Consider the following 16,606-nt stretch of genomic DNA (forward strand, 5'->3'; position numbering starts at 1 on the left):
GCACGCCGCTTGGGCGGGTTTTGGCGGGGGGGGGGTCGGCGTCGTGCTCGCACCCTTTACGTATGGATGCGGCGCGGGCGCGGCGGCGCTGGGTGTGTGGGGCGGGAAAAACGAAAGCGGCTCGCCGTTTCACTATGTGCAGATGGAGATCGGCAGCAGCGCGCCGTTCGCGGCTGCGGCGCTGGGCCTGCAAGGCCCCGCGTTCACGATTTCGACGGCGTGTACATCGAGCGCGAAAGCATTCGTCGCTGCGCGCCGCCTATTGCAGCTCGGCTTGTGCGACGCACTCGTTGTCGGCGGCGTCGATTCGCTGTGCGAGCTGACGTTGCGAGGGTTCGCGGCGCTCGAATCGACGAGCCTCGAGCGCGCGAATCCGATGAGCCTGAATCGATCGGGCATCAATATCGGCGAAGGCGCGGCCGTTTTCCTCATGAGCCGCGACGAAGGGCCTGCGCGGCTGGCCGGCATCGGCGAATCGAGCGATGCCCATCATATTTCCGCGCCCGATCCGGCGGGCGAAGGCGGCGAGCAGGCGCTGCGCGCGGCGCTCGCCGACGCGGGTATGACGCCGCAGGCGATCGGTTATGTGAATTTGCATGCGACCGCCACCCGCAAGAACGACGAGATGGAAGCGCGGCTGATGTCGCGTGTGTTTCCGCAAGGCGTTGCGGCAAGCGGCACGAAGCCGCTGACGGGCCACACGCTCGGCGCCGCGGGTGCGACGGAACTTGGGTTCGCGTGGCTCACGCTGGTCCGCGAGGGCGCCACGCTGCCGGGCCACTTATGGGACGGCGTGGCCGATCCGGCGCTGCCGGCGCTTGACCTCGTGGCAGGCGATCGGCGCTTGCTGCCCGGGCAGGCCGTGATGAGCAATTCGTTCGCCTTTGGCGGCAGCAACGTGAGCCTCGTGCTCGCGCATTGAACGATCCCTGACACTTTCGATGACGACAGCGACTCTCTCAACTTCGACCGCCCGGGCTGGCACGAGCCCGGCCGGTGCGGCATTCCCGCCCGTCGAAGACGTGCTTCCGCATCGCGGCACGATGCGTCTCGTCGACGAAATCGTGGCCTGCGACGACGAGGCCGTGGCGGTACTGGCCAGTGTGGACCCGCAGGGGTGGTACGCCGATGCGCAAGGGGCGATGCCGGCATGGCTCGGGATCGAGCTGATGGCCCAGGCCATCGCCGCGCACGTTGGTTTGATCGCGATGCGCGCGGGCGGCCGGGCAAGGCCTGGCGTGCTGCTTGGTGCGAGCCGCTACGAAGCGCACATTTGCGCCTTCGCTTCCGGTGCGCGCTTGCGCATCGAGGCGAAGGAACTGCTCAAAAGCGAACAAGGCCACGGCGCCTACGAATGCACGATCGCGCAGGACGGTCGATGTGTCGCGCAAGCCGTGGTGAAAGTATTTCAACCAACCGATTTCCACGCATTCATCGAAGGGAGTTTCAGGTCATGACCAGCCGGCGCGTTCTCGTTACCGGCGCAAGCCGCGGCATCGGCCGCGCGATTGCGTATCGCCTAGCCGCGGACGGTTTCGCCGTCACCGTGCATTGCAGGAGCGGTGTGAACGAAGCCCAAGCCGTGGTGGACTCGATCGTCGCGCAAGGCGGCTGCGCCACGCTGGTGCGATTCGACGTACGCGACCGTGCGGCGTGCCGCGCCGCGCTCGAAGCCGATCTCGCGCGCGATGGCGCGTACTACGGCATCGTGCTCTGCGCCGGCCTCACGCGCGACGCGGCGTTTCCCGCCCTGACGGACGAGGATTGGGACGCCGTCATTGAAACGGGCCTGGACGGGTTCTACAACGTGGTTCATCCGCTGACGATGCCGATGGTGCGAGCGAAGCAGGGCGGCCGCATCGTCACGATCGCATCGGTTTCGGGCGTGATGGGCAATCGCGGTCAGGTCAACTACAGCGCCGCCAAGGCGGGATTGATCGGCGCGACCAAAGCGCTCGCCGTCGAACTCGCTTCGCGCAAGATCACGGTCAATTGCGTGGCCCCGGGGCTCGTCGATACCGAGATGCTCGCCGGCATGGAGCACATCGAACGCGCGCTCGGCACCGTGCCGATGGGCCGCGTGGGACGTCCCGATGAAGTGGCCGCGGCCGTGGGCTTTTTGATGTCCGACAGCGCCTCCTACATCACGCGCCAAGTCATCGGCGTCAACGGCGGGATGATCTGATGAAGCGTGTCGTCATTACCGGAATGGGCGGCGTGACCGCCTTCGGCTCTCAGTGGGACGAGATCGAAGCGGCGCTGCGAGCCGGGCGAAACGCGGTGCGCCGGATGCCCGAGTGGGATTATTTCTCCTCGCTGCATACGCGCCTGGCGTGCCCGCTGCCGAACTTCGAGACCCCCCCGTCCTATCCGCGCAAGAAAACGCGTTCGATGGGCACGGTGTCGTTGTTCGCGGTGCGGGCCAGCGAACTCGCCTTGCACGACGCGGGGCTCGCCGACGATCCCTCGATCGCCGACGGCCGCATGGGGGTCGCATACGGCTCATCGTCGGGCTCGGTCCAGCCGATTCGCGCCTTCGGCACGATGCTGGAGACGGGATCGATGCAGGACGTGACATCGAACAGTTACGTTCAGATGATGCCGCATACGACCGCGGTCAACGTGAGCCTGTTTTGGGACTTGAAGGGCCGCATCATCCCCACGTCGTGCGCGTGTGCCTCGGGCAGTCAGGCGATCGGCTATGCCTACGAGGCGATTTCCACGGGCAAGCAGACGCTGATGCTGGCGGGCGGGGCGGAGGAATTGTCGGGGCCCGCTGTCGCGGTGTTCGATACGCTCTACGCGACGAGCACGCGCAACGAGACGCCCGAACTGACGCCGCGCCCGTTTGACGCGCAACGCGACGGGCTGGTTGTCGGCGAAGGCGCGGCCACGCTCGTGCTCGAAGAGTACGAGCACGCGCGAGCGCGCGGCGCGGTGATCCACGCCGAGGTGGTCGGTTTCGGCTGCAATTCGGACGGCGCGCACATAACGCAGCCGACCGCCGTGACGATGTCGCGCGCGATGCAAATGGCACTCGCCGATGCGCAGCTACCGCCCGAGGCAATCGCCTATGTGAACGCGCACGGAACCTCGACCGATCGCGGCGACGTGGCCGAGAGCGCCGCGACGGCGGCCGTGTTCGGCAGCGCGATGCCGATCAGCTCGCTCAAAAGCTATGTGGGCCATACGCTGGGCGCGTGCGGTTCGCTCGAGGCTTGGTGGACGATCGAAATGATGAAGCGCAACTGGTACGCGCCCACGCTGAATCTGACGACGGTCGATCCGGCCTGCGCACCGCTCGATTACATCGTGCATGAGGGCCGCGAGATCGACGCGGAGCATGTCATGAGCAACAACTTCGCGTTCGGCGGCATCAATACGTCGCTGATCTTCAAGCGGTGGCGATGATCGCGACGATGCGCCCGGACAGCCAGCGCGTGGTCGTGACCGGCATGGGCATTGTCTCGTGCATCGGCAACACGCTCGATACGGTGGCCGATGCTTTGCGCGTGGGCCGCTCGGGCATCGCGCGCGTCGACGCGTGGGCCGAGCGTGGATTCGGCAGCCAGATTGCCGGGGCCGCGTCGGTGGCCAAAGAGCTGCCGTTCCCGCGCAAGTTCGAGCGGTTCATGGGCGATACGGCCCGTTTCGCTTGCCACGCCGCGCGCATGGCGATCGAGGATGCGCGCCTCGCATCCTCGGCGCTTCGTTCGCCTGCGGCCGGCGCGGTGATCGGCTCCGGCGCTGGTGCGCTGACGACGTATGACGCCGCTGTCGCGCTGGTCGCCGCGCGGGGCATCGAGCGTGCGCCACCGTTCGTGGTGCCGCAATCGATGAGCAGCACGGTGTCGGCGAACGTCGCCCATGTTTTTGGACTGGAGGGCGCGTGCTACTCGCCGTCTTCGGCCTGCACGACCTCGGCGCTCGCGATCGGTCAGGCGATGCAACTGATTCAAAGCGAGCGGCAGCAGATCGTATTGACGGGCGGCAGCGAGGAACTGCACGAGAACACGGCGTTGATGTTCGATGCCATGGGGGTGCTTTCGCGCGGGTTCAACGACACCCCGCAGCGTGCGTCGCGCCCGTACGATGTCGCGCGTGACGGCTTTGTGATCGGCTCGGGCGCCGGGGTGCTCGTGCTCGAATCGCTTGCGCATGCGCGCGCGCGCGGTGCCTCGGTCTATGCGGAGCTGACCGGATTCGGACAAGCCACCGATGCCCTGACGATGGTGGGCCCGGGGGCGGCCGGCATTGCGCGAGCGGTTCGCGCCTCGGTCGACGAGGCCGGTGAGCGGCCGATGTACGTCAATACCCATGCGCCGTCGACACCGCTGGGCGATGCGCATGAACTGGAGGCGCTGCGGGCCGTGTTCGGCGAACGGATGCCGCTGTTTTCGTCGACGAAAGCGCTCACGGGCCATCCGCTCGCGGCGTCCGGTGTGCATGAGGCGATTTACACCTTGCTGATGATGCGTGATGGCTTCGTCGCCGCGAGCGCGGGAATCGAGTCTCTCGATGCTTGTGCCGAGGGCGCGCCGCTTGTCCGATCCGCGAGAACCGAAACGCTTGCTACCGCGATGTCCGTTTCGTTCGGGTTTGGCGGCAGTTGTGCGAGCTTGATGTTTCGCGCCTGTTGAGGGCGCATGCAGTGCGTGACGGGGTTTTCCGATTTTTCGACATGACAACAACAAACGGAGTATGGCGATGAAACTCAAGCATCTGATTGCGCTGTCGGTTGCGGCGTTCGCTGCGCATGCGGCGGTGGCGCATACGCACACGACGTCCTATCCCCTGAAGCCCGTACTCGATGCCCAGCCTGCCGACGGCAAAGTCGCATTTTATTTTGGCGATGCGGCGCATCCGGCCGTGACCGCCTCGCAGGGCGAGGCGACGGCGTCGTCGCGTATCGCGCGCAAGCTCGACGGCGAAACGGACGCTTGCAACGCGGCGCTGACGGAGGCGTTGGCAAAGCTGCGCCAGGATGCGATCGATCACGGCGCCAATGCGGTGGTGAACATCGAGACGAGCTTCCATGGCACGCACACTGCCTCCGCCACCGAATTCACCTGCGCGACGAGCATGAGCGCCGCCGCGCTGAAGGTGCATGGCGAGCTGGTCAAGCTCGACGCGAAATGAATCGTCCGGGCCCGGACATCCGCAGTTCCACAACCTATAAGAAACAGGAAATAAGCACAATGAAACGTCATCTGAAGCTGGCTGCTGTCGTCGTTCTGTCGCTCGCGGCGACCCAAGCTTTCGCCCGCAATTCGATCGAAACGTATCCGATCGACAGCGCGCTGGCGGCGGGCGATGCCAAAGTCGACGAAGACATCGCGCTGTATTTCGCCGGGCAGCCGCATCCGAAGGTGCTCAAGACGTTGTCCGAGGCGGCCACCAACAAGAAGACGAGCGCGTTCGGCCGCAGTGACGAGGCCGCCTGCCAACACGTGTTCCTGTCGGCCGTGATCGCCCTGCAAAAGCGGGCGCGCGAACTTGGCGGCAACGCGGTGATCGACATCAAGAGCAACTACAAGGACCAGTTGACGGCGAGTGCGACGGAATTCACGTGCGGCGCGGGCGCGGTGATGGCCGGCGTGGCGCTCAAGGGGCAAGTCGTGACGCTGAAGAAGTAACGATGCGCCATGGCCTGGCACGGCAGCACCGGCGCCGCCGTGCCCGGTCAGTGTGTGCGCGCTCGCGTGTCAGACCGGCTTGCGCGCGGCGACGTTGACGAGCGTCTCGCGCCTTTTTCCCGGTTTCGGGTGATGAAGGCCGAGACGTTCGAGCAAGCCGAAGTCTTTCGCGCGGCTCCACCAGAGGTACGGCAGCGAGACGTTGGATTCGGCGAAGACGAAACCGCGTGCGCGCAGCATGGCGAGATAACCGTCGGCGCTCTTTTGCACCTGCATCGGATGTCGAAACAGAAGCCGGATGACCCACGACTTGATATAGGCGTCGGTCGATTCGGCGAACAGCAGCAGGCCGCCCGGTTTCAGGACGCGCCAAAACGCGTCGAGCGCACGCTCTTGCTCGACGAGATGGTGGAACGTCTGGTGACAAAAGACGATGTCGGCGCTGGCATCGGGCAGCGGCAGTGCGGCGCAGTCGCCGTGCATGACTTCGATGTCGACATCGAGGCCTTGGCCTGCCTGCGCGGCGAGCGCGAGCGACGGCCGATGACAATCGATGCCGACGATCCGGCTGGGCGCGAATGCGCGGGCCAACAGCTTGAACGAGATGCCTTGCCCACAGCCGGCGTCGACGATAACGGGCTGGGGCGGGAGCGGTGCATCGATGAGACGCTTCAGATCGTCGATGGCCACGCGCAGCACGTGGTGCTCCCACGTATGGGTGCGCAAGAACCAGACACCGAACGCCGTTTCGGGGACGAACGTCGAATTCTGGCGCACGGCGGGCGATGAATGAATGGACACGCTGGCTTCCCCCGCGGATGGATGTCGTTGTGATGCCGCGGATTGTAATGGGAACTGGCGAGGTGGTGCGCTGAAAAAGCGCCACCGCCTACTTAAAGTGGAAGTAACAAGGACGAAACGACAATGAATACGCAATTCGCGGAAGCCGAGCAAATCGATGTTGCCGTGATCGGCGCAGGACCGGCCGGCGCCGTGGCGGCCGCGCTGCTCGCACGGGCGGGCCGCTCGGTCCTCGTGCTCGAGCGCCAGCACTTCCCGCGGTTTTCGATCGGCGAAAGCCTGTTGCCGCAAAGCATGGCCTATCTCGAAGAGGCCGGCATGCTGCAGGCCGTGGTCGAGGCCGGCTTTCAATACAAGAACGGGGCTTCGTTCGTACACGGTGACAAGTTCTCCTCGTTCGATTTCCGCGACAAGCATTCGGAAGGGTGGGGCACGACCTACCAGGTAGAGCGTGCCGTATTCGATCAACTGCTGATACGCCGTGCGACCGAGCAAGGCGTCAACGTCCGCTTCGGCCATACGGTGCGCTCGATGCAAACGGGCGAATCGCCCGTGTTGGAAGTGGCGGACGAAGAAGGGCGCGTCTATCACGTTGCCTCGCGCTTCGTTTTCGACGCGAGCGGCTTCGGCCGCGTCCTGCCCCGGCTGCTCGGGCTCGAAACGCCTTCGCGCATGCCCCCGCGGGCGGCGTTGTTCTCGCACGTGCAGGATGCGCTGCCGGCCGGCAGCACCGATCGCGACAAGATCTGCGTGGCCGTGCACCCGGAACGCCGCGACGTGTGGTATTGGATGATTCCGCTCGCGGGCGGACGCACGTCGGTCGGGTGCGTCGCCGAAGCCGCGTTTCTCGATGTGCCCGAAGCCGAGCGCGAAGCGAAGCTGCGCGAACTGATTCGCGCGGAACCGACGATTGCGCGCCTGATCGGCGATGCGCCGTTCCTCATGCCCGTCAATCGAATCGGCGGCTATTCGGCCAACGTCGAGCGGCTGCACGGCCCGGGCTTTGCACTGCTCGGCAACGCCGGCGAATTCCTCGATCCCGTGTTCTCGTCGGGTGTGACGATCGCGCTGCGTTCGGCGCATCTCGCGACGCACACGCTGCTGCGGCAACTCGATGGCGAGCACGTCGATTGGGCGGCCGAATACGATGCGCCGCTGCGCAAGGGGATCGATACGTTCCGCGTGTTCGTCGAACGGTGGTACACGGGCGAATTGCAGGACATCATCTTCTACAAGAATCAGACACCGAAGATTCGCCGGATGATCAGCTCGATTCTGGCCGGTTATGCCTGGGACGAAACCAATCCCTATGTGGCGGATCCCGTGCGGCGGTTCAACGCGCTGCATGAAGTCTGCACGATGTACCCGGCCTGAGCCGGCCGCGAGGCTGCGGCGGCCCGTTGATGCAGGGACGCCGCAGCACGCGTAGCCGTTACGCGCGCTGGTGCACGCGCTTGCCTGCTGCATACGTTTCGAGCACGGCGCGGTCGTCGCCGAGCATCGCGAAGGCGAATAACCATTCTTCGGGCGACTGTGCGAGCCCCGTGCGGCGCGCGAGCAGCGGCGTCGCTTCGGGGTCGAGCACGATGAAATCCGCTTCCGAACCGGGGCGCAAGGTCCCGATCGTTTCGTCGAGGCCGAGTGCCTGCGCGGCACCGGCCGTCGCCAGCCAGAACATCCGCTGCGCCGTCAGGTGGTGCCCCGTCATGCGCGCGACTTTGTGAGCTTCGTTCATCGTTTGCAGCATCGAGAGCGACGTGCCGCCGCCGACGTCCGTGCCGAGCGTGACGGGCATCTTCGCTTGTCCCGCCTTCTCGAAATCGAACAGTCCGCTGCCGAGGAACAAGTTCGACGTGGGGCAGTGCGAAGCCACCGCACCGGTTTCGGCCATGCGCGCGCGATCGTGGTCGTCCAGATAGATGCAATGTCCGTACACCGCGCGCCGGCGTAGCAGGCCATAGTGCTCGTAGACGTCGAGATAGCTGCGATGGCCGGGAAAGAGTTCCTTCACCCACTTCACTTCGTCGGTGTTCTCCGAGACATGGCTTTGAATGAAGACATCCGGGTGCAAGCGGGCGAGGGCGCCGCAGGCCTCCAACTGCTCTGGCGTGGACGTCGGAGCAAAGCGCGGTGTCAGCGCATACAGCTGCCGGCCGCGCTTGTGCCATTGTTCGATCAGCGCCGCGCTGTCGTCATAGCCCGATTGCGCCGTGTCGCGCAAAAACTCGGGGCAGTTGCGGTCCATCAGCACCTTGCCCGCCACCATCCGCAGATTGCGTGCCTCGCTCGCTTGGAACAACGCATCGGCCGATCCTTTATGGACCGTGCAATAGACGAGTGCCGTGGTCGTCCCGCACGCGACGAGCTGATCGAGGAAGAACTCGGCCACGTTCGACGCGTGCGCGGGATCGGCGAAACCGCGCTCGGTCGGGAACGTGTAGGTATCGAGCCACGGCAGCAAGCCCGCCGCCGGCGACGCGATCATCTCCGTGTGCGGATAGTGCACATGCGTATCGATGAAGCCTGGGGCAATCAGCTTGCCAGGCCGCTCGACGATGGCTGTCCCTGGCGTCAGCTGTGCGCGCAGCGAGGCATAGGGGCCCGCCGCGACGACACGTTCGCCTTCGACGATGAGCAATCCGTCTTCCTCGAAACACGCGCCGCCCGCCGTCACGGCCGGGTCGCCCACGAAGGTCAGCAATTTGGCGCGAAAGGCGGTGCGCTGTTCGTGTTGATTCATGATGGAGCGTCTCTCTCAGTCTCGATGCGATAAAAAGGCGTGATAGCGCGACGCACGGCCGAGCGGTGCCTTCGTCGCCCATGCAACGAGAAGGCAACGTCAGGATGCGGCCGGTTTAGCGCGATCCGCGCTGGGAAATCAGTGGGGCGGCGGGTTCACGGGCCCCCAAAACGCGTCGAGCTTGTCGATCAGGGCCTGCCGTTCGACGGGCGTGACGAACGACGCCTCGAAGCCGTTGCGCAGAATCGTGTACACCTCTTGCTCGCTCAGATCGAGCGCGTCGACCGTGGCGAAATAGTTCGCGTTGACGTAGCCGCCGAAGTACGCGGGATCGTCCGAGTTCACCGTCACGGCCACGCCTTGCGCCATCAGTTGCTTGAGCGTGTGCTGCTTCATGTCGTCGAACACGCGCAGTTTGATGTTCGACAGGGGGCACACGGTCAGCGCGATACGCGAATCGGCCAGACGTGCGACGAGCGCCGGATCTTCGATGCTGCGTACGCCGTGATCGACACGATCGACCTTGAGCACGTCGAGCGCTTCATGCACGTAGCCGGGCGGCCCTTCCTCGCCGGCGTGCGCGACGAGCTTCAGGCCGCGTGCACGCGCTTTGGCGAAGACGCGCTCGAATTTCGACGGCGGATGGCCGCGTTCGGACGAATCGAGCCCGACGCCGATCAGGCGATGCGCGTAGGTGTCGAACAACGGAAGGGCCGCCTCGTAGGTTGCGAGCGCATCGGCCTCGGTCAGGTGGCGCAAGAAGCACAGAATGAGTTTGCTCGTCAGGCCGCGTTGCTCGCCTTCGGCCAGCGCGCGTTCGATGCCCGCCACAGCCGTGCTGATCGCCACGCCGCGTTCGGTGTGCGTTTGCGGATCGAAGAAGATTTCGGCATGGATGACATTGTCGGCGAGGGCCCGTTCGACGTAGGCCATCGTCATCGTGTAGAAGTCTTCCTCCGTCAGCAGCACACTGGCGCCGGCGTAATAGATGTCGAGGAACGACTGCAAATCGGTGAACTGATAAGCGCACTTCAGCGCTTCGATCGATTCGTACGAAAGCTTGACGCCGTTGCGTTTCGCGAGCGTGAAGATCACTTCAGGTTCGAGCGAGCCTTCGATATGGATGTGCAGCTCGGCCTTCGGCGCGCCGGCGATTTTTTCAGCTAATGTGGGGGTCATGGTCGGTCAGCGGTTGCAGCGTGGAAAACGGTTGATCGGGCACGGCCGCGGGCGCGGCACGTGCGGCTTCGACAGCTTGCAGCACCTGTGCGGCAGCCGACAGTGCGATGACTTCGGGCGCTTTGTCGTCGATCCCATCGATACCGATCGGACACACCATGCGCGCGATGCGCGCCTGATCGAGGCCGTGCGCGCCGAGTTGCAGTTCGAATTGTCTGCGTTTCGTACGCGAGCCGATCATGCCGAAAAAGAGAAAATCGTCGCGCTGCAAGATGCGCTCCGCCAGCGCGAAATCGCGTGCGTGATCGTGGGTCATGACGACGAACGCCGTGCCAGGTGCCGCTTCATCGACAGCCGCCTCGGGTGTGTTCGTCGCATCGATCGTCACGTTGGGCCATTGAGCCGATTGAGCCGATTGAGCCGATTGAGTCGATTGAGCCGATTGAGTCCCCGCAACCTGCGGCGGGAACGGCGCACCCGGTTCGTCCACCCAGCGCACGCGGCACGGTAAGGTCGCCAGTACGCGCGCGAACGCGGTGCCGACGTGTCCCGCACCGAACAGCATGACGGGGAATTCGCGAGAGACGATCGTCTCCGTCAGCAGCACGTTGCCTTCGTCGAAGCCGGCGCCATCCCAGAGCAGGCACTCGGGCGCTTGGATGCCCTCGTCGATATCCGCCAGCCGCACAGGTTCGTGCAAGGGGCCGAATGATACGCTGCGCTGCGTGGCTTTGCCGGCCTGCACGCGTTTGGCGAGCGCCGCTACCCAATCGAGGTCGCGGACATCCACCCGCTCAAACGCGAGGACGACGGCGCCGCCGCAGCATTGTCCAAGGCTGGGCCCGAGAGAGAGCCGTTCCAACCGGCGCAAGCGCGGCGCGCGCATGCCGTCGCGCAGCACCTCGCGCGCGATCTCGATGGCTCGCCATTCAAGATGGCCACCGCCGACGGTGTAGCGTGCGCTGTCGCGCGTGACGATCATCTTCGCGCCGGCTTCGCGCGGCGTCGAACCCTCGACGCGGGCAACCGTGACGAGCACGACGGCATCGCCGTGCGTGAGCAATTGCTGCAATTCGGTGAGCCAAGGTTGCATGCGTTTCTTCGTGCTCCGTTCAAGCCGCGCCGGACACGCTCGCCTGTGGCGGCGCGTGCTCGGCTGCGGGGGCGGTGTCGTTGGACGCTGCACGGTTCGTGCCATCGTCGTCCGGGCCGTTGATGCCATCGAGTGCCATCAATATCGCTTCCGGGGTGGCGGGGCCCGCGAGCAAGGGTACGCACCGCGGATCGGGACTGGCCGCGGCGATCGCGTCGCGCAGTGCCAAAAAGACCGAGAAGGCCAGCAGCAGCGGGGGCTCGCCTACCGCCTTGGACCGGAAGATGGTTGGCTCGGCGTTGTCGTTGGCATAAAGCCGCACGTCGAAGGCGGCCGGCGTATCGCTGACCGCCGGAATCTTGTAGGTTGACGGCGCATGCGTCATCAAGCGTCCGTCGCGGTTCCACCAGAGTGTTTCGGTCGTGAGCCAGCCCATCCCTTGGATGAATCCGCCTTCGATCTGACCGATATCGATGGCCGGGTTGATCGAGCGCCCCACGTCGTGCAGCAAGTCGGCGCGCACGAGCTTGGATTCGCCGGTCAGCGTGTTGACGACGACTTCCGACACCGCCGCGCCATAGGCGAAGTAGTAGAAGGGATGGCCCGTCATCGAGCTGGCGTCCCAATGAATCTTCGGCGTTGTATAAAAACCGTCGGACCACAGCTGGACGCGAGCGAGATAGGCCGCGCCCACGAGTTGCGCGAAGGCCATTGCATCGCGTTCGCCGACAACCTGGCCGTGCTCGAAGCGGATGTTGGCCGCTTCGCCGTCGAGCGTGCGCGCCGCCACATCGGCGAGCCGTGTGCGAATGGTGAGCGCCGCGGCCTCGGCCGCTTTGCCGTTCAGGTCGCTGCCCGTCGATGCGGCCGTGGCCGAGGTATTCGCCACCTTCGACGTATCGGTGGCCGTGACGCGTACCTGTGCGAGCGGCAGCCCGAACACGTGCGCGACGACTTGCGCGACCTTCGTGTTGACGCCTTGACCCATTTCCGTGCCGCCGTGATTGACGAGCACGGAGCCGTCACGATAAACGTGCACGAGCGCACCGGCCTGGTTCAAGAACTCAACGTTGAACGAGATGCCGAACTTGACGGGCGAGAGCGCGATGCCGCGTTTCAGGATGGGACTCTTCGCATTGAAGGCCGCCAGGGACGCGCGGCGCGCGCGATAGTCGCTCGTGTCGATGAGCCGGGCAGTCAGCGGCGCGAGGATGTTGTCGTCGACGCGCTGGCCGTAGGGCGTGACATCGCGTTCGCCGATGCCATAGTAGTTGACGAGCCGAACGTCGAGCGGGTCGCGGCCCAGCGTGCGGGCGATGCTGTCGAGCACGACTTCGGTGACCAATGCGCCTTGAGGGCCGCCGAAGCCGCGAAAGGCTGTGTTCGATTGCGTGTTCGTCTTGCACGAGAGTGCGACGATTTCGACGTCCGGGAGGAAATAGGCGTTATCGACGTGGCAAACGGCGCGCGTGGCGACGGCGCCCGACAAGTCGGCCGAATATCCCGCCCGCAGCGCGATTTCGACGCGCAACCCGAGCAGGCGTCCGTCGCCGTCGAAGCCGGCTTCGTATCGATAGAGCGCATCGTGGCGCTTGCCGGTGATGAGGAAATCGTCGTCGCGGTCGGCGCGCACTTTCACGGGACGCCCAAGGCGCGTACAGGCCAGCGCGGCGACGCAGGCGAACAGCGCCGATTGCGATTCCTTGCCGCCGAAGCCGCCGCCCATCCGCCGGCATTCGCAAACAACGTTGTGCGCGGGCCAGCCGAGCATGTGCGCGATGACGGTCTGCATCTCGCTCGGATGCTGAGTCGAGCTGTAGACATGGACGCCATCGCGCTCTGCCGGAGTCGCATACGCGACTTGCCCTTCGAGATAGAACTGTTCCTGGCCGCCGACTTCGAATTCGCCCGTCAATCGGTGCGGCGCTTGCGCGATGCGCTCAGCGGGCGAGCCTCGCAGCAGGCGCTGCGGCGGCAGCACGTAATGATGCCGTGCCCGGGCCTCGGCGATCGTCAGCACCGGCTCGAGCGGTTCGTAGCGCACGACATCGTCGCTTTTGGCGAGCGCGGCTGCGCGCCGGGCCAGTTCATAGGAGGTGGCGACGACGGCGAAGAGGGGCTGGCCGACGTACTGAACGAGATCGTCGGCGAGGATGGGATCGTCGTGCACGACAGGGCCGCAGTTGTTCTCGCCGGGAATGTCGGCCGCGGTGAAGACGGCGATGACGCCCGGGGCTTCGCGCACGACGGAGAGATCGAGCGCAACGACATGGGCATGCGCATAGCGGGAGAGCCCGAGCGCGACATGGAGCGTGCCGGCGAGCTCGGGTAAGTCGTCGGTGTAGCGTGCTTCGCCGCTCACGTGCAATTCGGCCGATTCGTGCGGCAGCGGCACGCCGATGGAGCGATCAGCCTCGGGCGAAGCGATCGGCGGACGTGGCGCTGCGGTGGACGGGGACGCGTCGGTCGGCCTCCCGCTCGGCCCATCGTTCGGCAGATTCATGACGCCTCCTTGCCTGGGGCGTGCGCGTCGTCGAACGCGAACGCGTCGACTTCCGCGAGCGCTAGCGGGGCATGCTCGCGGGTTTCAAGCCAGAACCGCCAGAGCAGGTTGCGCGCGACGGCGCAGCGGTAGCGGCTGGAGGCGCGCAGGTCGGTCAGCGGTCGATAGTCGTCTGCCACTGCATCCATGGCGCGATAGGCAGCCTGTTCGTCCCACGCGCTGCCGACGAGGGCCGCTTCGGCATGCGTGGCGCGCTTGGGCGTTGCCGCCATCCCCCCGAAGGCGATCCGCGCGCGCTCGATCGTGCCGTCGACGACATCAATCGCGAATGCCGCGCAAACGGCTGAGATGTCCTGGTCGTAGCGTTTGGACACCTTGTACGTCCGGAACCGCAGCGCGCGTTCGGGCCGCGGGATGCACAGCGCCACGACGAATTCGCCCGCTTCGAGCGCCGTCTTCTGATAGCCGAGGTAAAACGCATCGAGCGGCATCGAGCGTATCTCACGGCCACGCCGCAGCACGATCTTCGCATCGAGCGCCATCAGCGCGGGCATCGAATCGCCGATCGGCGAGCCGTTGGCAACGTTGCCGCCGAGCGTGCCGGCATTGCGCACGGGAAGCGATCCGAATCGCTTGCCCAGTTCGGCGAGTTCCGGGTAGTCGACAATCAGCGCGGCATAGGCGTCCTCTAACGTGACGGCTGCGCCGATGGTGAGCAGCGTGGCATCGCGTTCGACCGTCCCGAGCTCGGGGACACGGCCGACGTAGAGTAAATCGCCGAGGTCGCGCAGTTGCTTCGTGGCCCACAGGCCGATGTCCGTGCTGCCCGCCAGCACGAGCGCGTGCGGATGCGCGGTCCGCAGCTGCGCGAACGCGTCCAGCGAGGCGGGTGCCCAGAACCGGTTTTCACCGAACGCGCTACCGCGCACGTCGGGGCCCGCATAGGCGAAGGTCTCGTTCGGTGCGCGTTGAATCCGGTGCAGCGCCTGGACGATCGGTGCGCGCTCGAGCGCAACATGGGCGTGCCGCTCCGGATCGAGCATCTGCTGAGCGGCTTCGATGATCGGCCGGTAGCCTGTGCAGCGGCACAGGTTGCCCGACAGCGCCATCGCGATTTCATCGCGCGTGGGCAAGCCGGCACCTTTCGGATAGTTTTCGTAGAGCGCCCACATCGACATCGCGAAGCCGGGCGTGCAAAAGCCGCACTGCGAACCGTGGCAGTCGACGAGCGCTTGCTGAACCGGATGCAGTGCGCCGTCGGCGGCGCGCAGATCCTCGACGGTGAACAGGGCGCATCCATCCAGTGTCGGCAGAAAGCGGATACAGGCGTTGACGGCTTTGAGCACGAGCTCGCCCTGCGCGTCGAGTTCGCCGACGACAACCGTGCAGGCCCCGCAATCGCCCTCCGCACAGCCCTCCTTGGTGCCCGTGCAGCGCAAGTCCTCACGCAGGTGCTGCAGCACCGTGCGCGTCACGGGCACGCCGGAGATTTCGCGGATGGCGCCGCGGTAGTAGAAGCGGATGGGATGCGTCTTCATTTAGCCGTCCTAGTAGGGGGACCCGGCGCGCGTTACGCGATGGCCGGCCAGTGGCCTCGCGCACGTGGATCGCCATCCATGCCCGAAGATAGCACTGACACGGGGCGAAGATATCGTTCGATGCTGATGGGCGCTATTCGCGCGCCGTCATGACGTCCCTGACGATCGGTCGGGCTGGCCGACGTTGCCGCTCGGCTGAGCGGGGCGGGGCACGGACGCACCACGTTGGCGGATGTCGGGTTTACCCCGGGCTCGGCGGGTCGATGGGAAGGGAGGGGGCGGCGCCGATGGCCGACGCGCTTCGTGGGGCGGGCAAGAGGATGGGGCGCCCCGCGGTCATGCGGGCACAGGGGCGCCAGATTTCAGAGGGTGTTTCAGATCGTGTTTCAGATGGCGTGCAGTCGCCGCTGGCCACGCCGGCGCCAGAGGCTTGCGGCGACGGGCACAAAAATCAGAACGAAGGCGATCAGGGCCCAGCCGGGCAACAAGATACCGAAGATGGGCGGATAGACGGTTTCGCACAGGCCGCCGACCTTGAAGACGCTCGGCAGCCAATGGGCCGGTGGCAGGCCGTCGACCACCGGCTGCAGCGCGTCGAAGCCGCAGCTGAAGCCCGGGTTGAGCTGAATAAACAGATGCCGGGCGGCGCCCGCCATGCCGGCCACCGCGCTGATCACGATCAGCGTCTCGAAGACTGCGATGCCGCGCCACCCTTTGCGGGCAGCGCCGACGAACGCGAAAAGCGCGATCAGCAGAAACAGATACCGCTGAATGATGCACAGCGGACAGGGATCCTCGTGCAGCGCGAACTGCAGATAGAGCGCGCCGCCGACAAGCCCTAGACAGACGAACCCGAGCAGTACGAGGAGACTGCGCTCGCGGCGCAGCGAAGACTTGTCGTTCATGAGTGGACCACGACCCGAAAATGGAAACCGATGAATTTTAGGTGTTTTCGCTTAAACCGTTGTTAAACCCGCCAACCCGCAACCCGCCAACCCGCAACCCGCAACCCGCAACCCGCAACCCGCAACCCGCAACCCGCAACCCGCAACCCGCAACCCGCAACCCGCAACCCGCAACCCGCAACCCGCAACCCGCAACCCGCAACCCGCAACC

General features: G+C 65.5%; 15 protein-coding genes. 8 read left to right on the top strand and 7 right to left on the bottom strand.

The features are described 5' to 3' along the window. From ACTHL0_RS23410 to ACTHL0_RS23440, 7 genes are all read left to right on the top strand, one after another. A partial coding sequence (locus ACTHL0_RS23410) for a beta-ketoacyl synthase N-terminal-like domain-containing protein (RefSeq protein ID WP_440569361.1) occupies positions 1–922 on the top strand: 922 nt, incomplete at its 5' end. A 19-nt stretch (positions 923–941) separates the two neighbouring features. Beyond that, the gene (locus ACTHL0_RS23415) at positions 942–1,457 is read left to right on the top strand and encodes a hotdog family protein (protein WP_440569362.1); all 516 of its coding nucleotides are present in this window, start codon (positions 942–944) and stop codon (positions 1,455–1,457) included. Further along, entirely contained in the window at positions 1,454–2,185 is a 732-nt protein-coding gene (locus ACTHL0_RS23420; protein WP_440569363.1) for a 3-ketoacyl-ACP reductase FabG2, read from the top strand. The genes ACTHL0_RS23415 and ACTHL0_RS23420 overlap by 4 nt, the downstream gene beginning before the upstream one ends. Continuing rightward, entirely contained in the window at positions 2,185–3,411 is a 1,227-nt protein-coding gene (locus ACTHL0_RS23425) for a beta-ketoacyl-ACP synthase (protein WP_440569364.1), read from the top strand. Before ACTHL0_RS23420 ends, ACTHL0_RS23425 begins: the two co-directional genes overlap by 1 nt. Then, on the top strand, positions 3,408–4,640 hold the full coding sequence (locus tag ACTHL0_RS23430; RefSeq protein ID WP_440569365.1) for a beta-ketoacyl-[acyl-carrier-protein] synthase family protein: 1,233 nt from the start codon (positions 3,408–3,410) through the stop codon (positions 4,638–4,640). The genes ACTHL0_RS23425 and ACTHL0_RS23430 overlap by 4 nt, the downstream gene beginning before the upstream one ends. 67 nt (positions 4,641–4,707) lie before the next feature. Continuing rightward, entirely contained in the window at positions 4,708–5,139 is a 432-nt protein-coding gene (locus ACTHL0_RS23435) for a hypothetical protein (protein ID WP_440569367.1), read from the top strand. A gap of 59 nt (positions 5,140–5,198) precedes the next feature. Then, positions 5,199–5,636: an excinuclease ABC subunit A gene (locus ACTHL0_RS23440; RefSeq protein WP_440569368.1), complete on the top strand. Its 438-nt coding sequence runs from the start codon at positions 5,199–5,201 to the stop codon at positions 5,634–5,636. A gap of 69 nt (positions 5,637–5,705) precedes the next feature. On the opposite strand, the gene ACTHL0_RS23445 is transcribed toward ACTHL0_RS23440, so the two are convergent. Further along, positions 5,706–6,437 (bottom strand): class I SAM-dependent methyltransferase, encoded by a 732-nt coding sequence (locus tag ACTHL0_RS23445; RefSeq protein ID WP_440569369.1) that lies wholly within the window; start codon positions 6,435–6,437, stop codon positions 5,706–5,708. Between the two features lie 123 nt (positions 6,438–6,560). On the opposite strand from ACTHL0_RS23445, the gene ACTHL0_RS23450 reads away from it, so the two are divergent. Next, positions 6,561–7,811, top strand: a complete 1,251-nt coding sequence (locus tag ACTHL0_RS23450; protein ID WP_440569371.1) for an NAD(P)/FAD-dependent oxidoreductase — start codon at positions 6,561–6,563, stop codon at positions 7,809–7,811. A 58-nt stretch (positions 7,812–7,869) separates the two neighbouring features. Here the strand turns inward: ACTHL0_RS23450 and guaD are convergent, their stop codons facing one another. From guaD to ACTHL0_RS23480, 6 genes are all read right to left on the bottom strand, one after another. Then, positions 7,870–9,177 (bottom strand): guanine deaminase, encoded by a 1,308-nt coding sequence (gene guaD / locus ACTHL0_RS23455; protein ID WP_440569372.1) that lies wholly within the window; start codon positions 9,175–9,177, stop codon positions 7,870–7,872. Positions 9,178–9,315: 138 nt separating this feature from the next. Continuing rightward, positions 9,316–10,356 (bottom strand): adenosine deaminase, encoded by a 1,041-nt coding sequence (locus ACTHL0_RS23460; protein WP_440569373.1) that lies wholly within the window; start codon positions 10,354–10,356, stop codon positions 9,316–9,318. Beyond that, positions 10,337–11,449, bottom strand: a complete 1,113-nt coding sequence (xdhC, locus tag ACTHL0_RS23465) for a xanthine dehydrogenase accessory protein XdhC (RefSeq protein ID WP_440569374.1) — start codon at positions 11,447–11,449, stop codon at positions 10,337–10,339. Before xdhC ends, ACTHL0_RS23460 begins: the two co-directional genes overlap by 20 nt. A gap of 19 nt (positions 11,450–11,468) precedes the next feature. Then, on the bottom strand, positions 11,469–13,952 hold the full coding sequence (gene xdhB / locus ACTHL0_RS23470; protein ID WP_440569375.1) for a xanthine dehydrogenase molybdopterin binding subunit: 2,484 nt from the start codon (positions 13,950–13,952) through the stop codon (positions 11,469–11,471). Continuing rightward, positions 13,949–15,490, bottom strand: a complete 1,542-nt coding sequence (xdhA, locus tag ACTHL0_RS23475) for a xanthine dehydrogenase small subunit (RefSeq protein ID WP_440569376.1) — start codon at positions 15,488–15,490, stop codon at positions 13,949–13,951. The genes xdhB and xdhA overlap by 4 nt, the downstream gene beginning before the upstream one ends. A gap of 386 nt (positions 15,491–15,876) precedes the next feature. Further along, complete coding sequence (locus ACTHL0_RS23480) at positions 15,877–16,395, bottom strand: disulfide bond formation protein B (protein ID WP_440569377.1); 519 nt, start codon at positions 16,393–16,395, stop codon at positions 15,877–15,879. Positions 16,396–16,606: the final 211 nt, after the last annotated feature.

This window comes from Trinickia sp. (assembly GCF_051961175.1).
In the GTDB taxonomy this organism is placed as follows: domain Bacteria; phylum Pseudomonadota; class Gammaproteobacteria; order Burkholderiales; family Burkholderiaceae; genus Trinickia.

Bases quoted from the DNA above. Each gene is read 5' to 3' on its own strand.
- ACTHL0_RS23415 (WP_440569362.1), top strand. From the start codon at position 942: ATGACGACAGCGACTCTCTCAACTTCGACCGCCCGGGCTGGCACGAGC.
- ACTHL0_RS23420 (WP_440569363.1), top strand. From the start codon at position 1,454: ATGACCAGCCGGCGCGTTCTCGTTACCGGCGCAAGCCGCGGCATCGGC.
- ACTHL0_RS23425 (WP_440569364.1), top strand. From the start codon at position 2,185: ATGAAGCGTGTCGTCATTACCGGAATGGGCGGCGTGACCGCCTTCGGC.
- ACTHL0_RS23430 (WP_440569365.1), top strand. From the start codon at position 3,408: ATGATCGCGACGATGCGCCCGGACAGCCAGCGCGTGGTCGTGACCGGC.
- ACTHL0_RS23435 (WP_440569367.1), top strand. From the start codon at position 4,708: ATGAAACTCAAGCATCTGATTGCGCTGTCGGTTGCGGCGTTCGCTGCG.
- ACTHL0_RS23440 (WP_440569368.1), top strand. From the start codon at position 5,199: ATGAAACGTCATCTGAAGCTGGCTGCTGTCGTCGTTCTGTCGCTCGCG.
- ACTHL0_RS23450 (WP_440569371.1), top strand. From the start codon at position 6,561: ATGAATACGCAATTCGCGGAAGCCGAGCAAATCGATGTTGCCGTGATC.
- guaD (WP_440569372.1), bottom strand. From the start codon at position 9,177: ATGAATCAACACGAACAGCGCACCGCCTTTCGCGCCAAATTGCTGACC.
- ACTHL0_RS23460 (WP_440569373.1), bottom strand. From the start codon at position 10,356: ATGACCCCCACATTAGCTGAAAAAATCGCCGGCGCGCCGAAGGCCGAG.
- xdhC (WP_440569374.1), bottom strand. From the start codon at position 11,449: ATGCAACCTTGGCTCACCGAATTGCAGCAATTGCTCACGCACGGCGAT.
- xdhB (WP_440569375.1), bottom strand. From the start codon at position 13,952: ATGAATCTGCCGAACGATGGGCCGAGCGGGAGGCCGACCGACGCGTCC.
- xdhA (WP_440569376.1), bottom strand. From the start codon at position 15,490: ATGAAGACGCATCCCATCCGCTTCTACTACCGCGGCGCCATCCGCGAA.
- ACTHL0_RS23480 (WP_440569377.1), bottom strand. From the start codon at position 16,395: ATGAACGACAAGTCTTCGCTGCGCCGCGAGCGCAGTCTCCTCGTACTG.